Origin of the sequence: Noviherbaspirillum sp., assembly GCF_035944575.1 — a bacterium.
Taxonomy (GTDB): domain Bacteria; phylum Pseudomonadota; class Gammaproteobacteria; order Burkholderiales; family Burkholderiaceae_D; genus Noviherbaspirillum.
This window is the reverse complement of the sequence record NZ_DASZBA010000031.1, coordinates 1-4237: the sequence shown is the minus strand read 5'-3', so window position 1 is coordinate 4237 and position 4237 is coordinate 1. Positions and strand designations below refer to the sequence as shown.

Genomic DNA, 4237 nt, shown 5'->3' with positions numbered 1-4237 from the left:
AACGGACTGATTTCCATGTAGGCCCAACCGCTTGTCATTGCCGGGCCTTTCGGCGCAACAGCGCGCCAGAATTCTTGTCGTCGGATATGCATCGTTGATCCGCCCTTTCGGCAAGATCGCGGCATCAGCGAATTGCGCGGGGAATCACCACATTGCCGTTAAGGTTGCGAAATGCTGAGGAGAAGATAGCTGCTTCCGAAAAGTGTTGCGCCGCCACGGTACGCATGTCCCCTTGGAAACCTGCTGCCGGTCCCGGTGCCAGGCAAGAAATATTTATGTTTTATGCGCCGGCCTGGAGCCGTTGCAACTCGGCCATAACGTCGTTTTGGAAATCGGGACGCTCCCATTCGCGGTAGTTCCCGGCTGCATAGGCGAGCGCATTCCGGTAATAAAAATGGGCATTCATCCTGTTGCGCACGAAGTTGTTCTGGGTTCGCACGACTGCGCCCGGTGTGCCCATGACGATGGAATTAGGTGGAACGACCGTTCCTTCTTTCAGAAAGGTATGTCCTGCGACGATGCTGTTTTCGCCGATGACGCAGCCGTCCATGATGGTGGAATTGATGCCGATCAGGCAGTTGTCGCCGATGGTACAGCCATGAATCGTGCAATGATGTGTAATCGAGCAATGACTGCCGATGATGGTCGGCGTGCGGTCGCCGATGTGCAGCATGACGAAATCCTGGATGTTCGTATAGGCGCCGATCACGATTTCCTTGTGCTCGGCACGTGCAACGACATTGATCCAGATGGAGGCGTTTTCTTCGACGGTCACCTTGCCGTACAGGTGGGCTGTTTCGTGAATGTAAGCCGGGTTGCGTAATACGACGTCTGGGCCGATGACTGCCATGGGATTGCGTTCCTTAGCTCTCAGGCCGCCGACCTCCGGTGAAGAAATCGGCAGCCTGTATTCAGCAGGCTTTTATACTTCCAGCCATTCCTTGCGAATGCCGGCATTGCCGCGCAGATCAGCGGGCGTGCCTTCGAACACGATGGAGCCGTGTCCCATCACATACACCCTCTGGGAGATCTCCAGCGCAATCGCCAGCTTCTGCTCCACCAGAAGCACCGAGATGCCGCGGTTCTTCAACTCGTTGAGGTATTGCGCCACCTGGTCAACGATCTTCGGTGCCAGGCCTTCGGTCGGCTCATCGATCATGATCAGGTCGGGATCGCCCATCAGCGTGCGGCACAAGGTCAGCATCTGCTGTTCGCCGCCGGAGAGCACGCCGGCCGCAGTATGCTGGCGCTCTTTCAAACGCGGGAACAACTGGTACATGTCGTTCAGCCCCCAGCGCGACTTCTTGCCCTTCTTTTCGCCGAGCAGCAGATTCTGTTCGACGGTAAGGGTTGGAAATACATCCCGGTTTTCAGGCACGTAACCGAGGCCGCGGTACGCGATCTCGAATGCCTTCAGGCCGCTGATTTCCTCGCCCTTGAAACGGATCGAACCGGTGGTCTCCACATGTCCCATTGCGGACTTGACCGTCGTGGAACGGCCGACCCCGTTGCGTCCGAGCAGGCTGACGATCTCGCCCTTTCCCACCTTCAGGTCGACGCCGTGCAGCACATGGCTCTTGCCGTAGAACGCATGCAAATCCTTGATATCGAGTAGTGCTTCCATCATGCCTCCGCCGTCGCGTGACCGCCCAGATAGGCTTCCTGAACCTTCGGGTTGCCGCGCACCCGTTCCGGCGTGTCGCAGGCAATCACCTCGCCGTACACCACCACCGCGATCTTGTCGGCCAGGCCGAATACCACACTCATGTCGTGCTCCACCATTAACAGGGTCTTGCCTACCGTAACCTTGCGGATCAGTTCCACCGCCGCGTCGGACTCCGAGCGGCTCATGCCGGCCGTCGGCTCGTCGAGCAGGATGACCTCCGCGCCGCCGGCGATGGTGATGCCGATCTCCAGCGCGCGCTGCTCCGCATAGGTGAGCAGACCAGCCGCAATATCGCGCCGCCGCTTGAGGCCGATTTGTTCCAGCACGGCTTCCGCTCGGGCATGCGCATCCTTTAAGCCGCCGAGGCGGTGCCAGAACGAATACTTGTACCCGAGCGACCACAGCACCGCGCAACGCAGGTTTTCATAGACCGACAGCCGATGAAAGATGTTGGTGATCTGGAAGCTGCGGGACAGGCCGCTGCGGTTGATCTCGAACGGTTTCAGCCCGAGGACGCTTTTGCCATTAAGCAGAATGTCGCCCGAAGTCACGGGGAAGCGTCCGGAAATCAGGTTGAACAGCGTCGATTTGCCGGCACCGTTGGGCCCGATGATGGCGAAGCGTTCGCCTTTCGGAACCGCCAGGTTGGCGCCGCGGATGATCTCGGACTTGCCGAAGCTTTTGCGAACATCTTTCAGTTCAAGTGCGTACGCGCTCATGCTACGCCCCTCCGGATCTGTTCTTCAATTTCGGTATTCACTTCACCCCATGCCTGTTGAAAAACCTTCTTTGTTTTAACGAAAAGAAACGTGCCGATCGCAAGCAGCGCCACCGTGAAAATCCATGGCATGGCCGCCGCCGTATCGACTGTTACACCAAAAAGCTTCTTCTGAGTGCCGTTTACCGACTCCAAGGTCAGGTGATACATCATCTCGACGGCGATCACCGTGCCGAAAAGCAGCAGCAACCCGGCGAGGCACACCGCCACCAGGCTTGGCCAGATGCGCTTGAACTTGCCGAACTTCGCCACCCGCAGGTTGAGCATGATGATGCCGGCAATTCCAAACGGCGCGTACATGACGATCAGGATGAAGAACACGCCGAGATACAGCTGCCATGCGTTGGTGAAGTCAGACAGCATGACGGTCAGAAATACGCCAAGGATGGCGCCGATCATCGGGCCGAAGAAGAAGCCGACGCCGCCGATGAAGGCGAACAGCAGCACGCCGCCGGAACGGATGGCACTGACGTTTTCAGCCGTCACGATCTCGAAGTTGATCGCTGACAGGCCGCCGGAGATACCGGCAAAGAAGCCCGACAGTATCAGCGTCAGGTACCGTGCCCATTGCGTGTCGTAACCGATGAATTCGACGCGCTCCGGATTGTCGCGCACCGCATTGATGATGCGGCCGAGTGGCGTCTGCGTGAACGCAAACATGCCGATGGTGCTGATGAACAGCCAGAAGGCGATCAGGTAATACACCTGGATCTGCGGACCGTAGGTCAGACCGAAGAACGGCTGGCCATAGACCCGGTTGCTGGAGATGCCGCCTTCACCGCCGAAGAACGCCGGGAACATCAGCGAGCAGGCGAACACCAGTTCAACGATACCGAGCGTGATCATCGAGAAGGTCGTGCCGGACTTCTTCGTCGTGACATAGCCGAACAGCGCGCCGAAGAACATGCCGGCGATTCCGCCCACCAGCGGGATGAGCGCCACCGGCATCCAGATCTTGCCGCCGGAGGCCAGGTTCATCGCATGGATGGCGAAATACGCGCCGAGCCCGGAGTAGACCGCATGGCCGAAGGACAACATGCCGCCCTGCCCCAGCAGCATGTTGTACGACAGGGCGAAGATCATCAACGTGCCCATCTGCGACAGCAGAGATAACGATGCCCCCTTGTTGAAAATGATCGGCGCAACGATCAGGACGACCGCAAACAGGCTCCAGACGATAATTCGTCCGATGTTTAACGGCGAGTACTTCATGGTATTTGTAATGGTCATTGTGTTCATTCGTTCAGCCCTCCCGTGTACCCATCAAGCCACGCGGCCTGAAGATCAGAATGAGCACCAGCAGCAGGTACGGCATGATCGGCGCAACCTGCGAAATCGTCAGATTGAGCACCGAGAAGCCGAAGGTCTCCGGAGAGATGGTTGCTCCAAGTCCGGCAAACAGTGTGACGAAGGAATAATCGAGCGCCACGGCGAAGGTTTGCAGCACGCCGATCAGTAGCGATGCAAGCAGCGCACCGGCAAGGGAACCCATGCCGCCGACCACCACCACCACGAAAATGATGCTGCCGACGGTTGCGGCCATGCCCGGTTCGGTAACGAATGCGTTACCGCCAATGACGCCGGCAAGGCCCGCCAGCGCACAACCGCCGCCGAATACCAGCATGAACACGCGCGGCACATTGTGGCCAAGCGCCTCGACCATGTCGGGGTGCGTCAACGCCGCCTGGATGACCAGGCCGATGCGGGTGCGCGTGAGCAGCAGAAAGATCGACACCAGCATCAGCAATGCGATGAGCATCATGAAACCCCGATACATCGGGAATGTCGTTGTG

5 protein-coding genes are annotated in these 4237 nt (G+C 58.4%); all 5 read right to left on the bottom strand.

Features of this window, described 5'->3' with window-relative positions:
• Positions 1 to 280 precede the first annotated feature (280 nt).
• Complete coding sequence (locus VGU61_RS01870) at positions 281 to 850, bottom strand: gamma carbonic anhydrase family protein (protein WP_326857396.1); 570 nt, start codon at positions 848 to 850, stop codon at positions 281 to 283.
• Between the two features lie 72 nt (positions 851 to 922).
• Positions 923 to 1624, bottom strand: a complete 702-nt coding sequence (locus tag VGU61_RS01865; RefSeq protein WP_326857395.1) for an ABC transporter ATP-binding protein — start codon at positions 1622 to 1624, stop codon at positions 923 to 925.
• Positions 1624 to 2385, bottom strand: coding sequence for an ABC transporter ATP-binding protein (locus tag VGU61_RS01860; RefSeq protein ID WP_326857394.1), 762 nt, complete (start codon positions 2383 to 2385; stop codon positions 1624 to 1626). Before VGU61_RS01860 ends, VGU61_RS01865 begins: the two co-directional genes overlap by 1 nt.
• Positions 2382 to 3674: a branched-chain amino acid ABC transporter permease gene (locus tag VGU61_RS01855; protein ID WP_326857393.1), complete on the bottom strand. Its 1293-nt coding sequence runs from the start codon at positions 3672 to 3674 to the stop codon at positions 2382 to 2384. Before VGU61_RS01855 ends, VGU61_RS01860 begins: the two co-directional genes overlap by 4 nt.
• A gap of 13 nt (positions 3675 to 3687) precedes the next feature.
• Positions 3688 to 4237, bottom strand: a 550-nt coding sequence (locus VGU61_RS01850; protein WP_414691580.1) for an ABC transporter permease subunit, incomplete at its 5' end; no start/stop codon positions are given.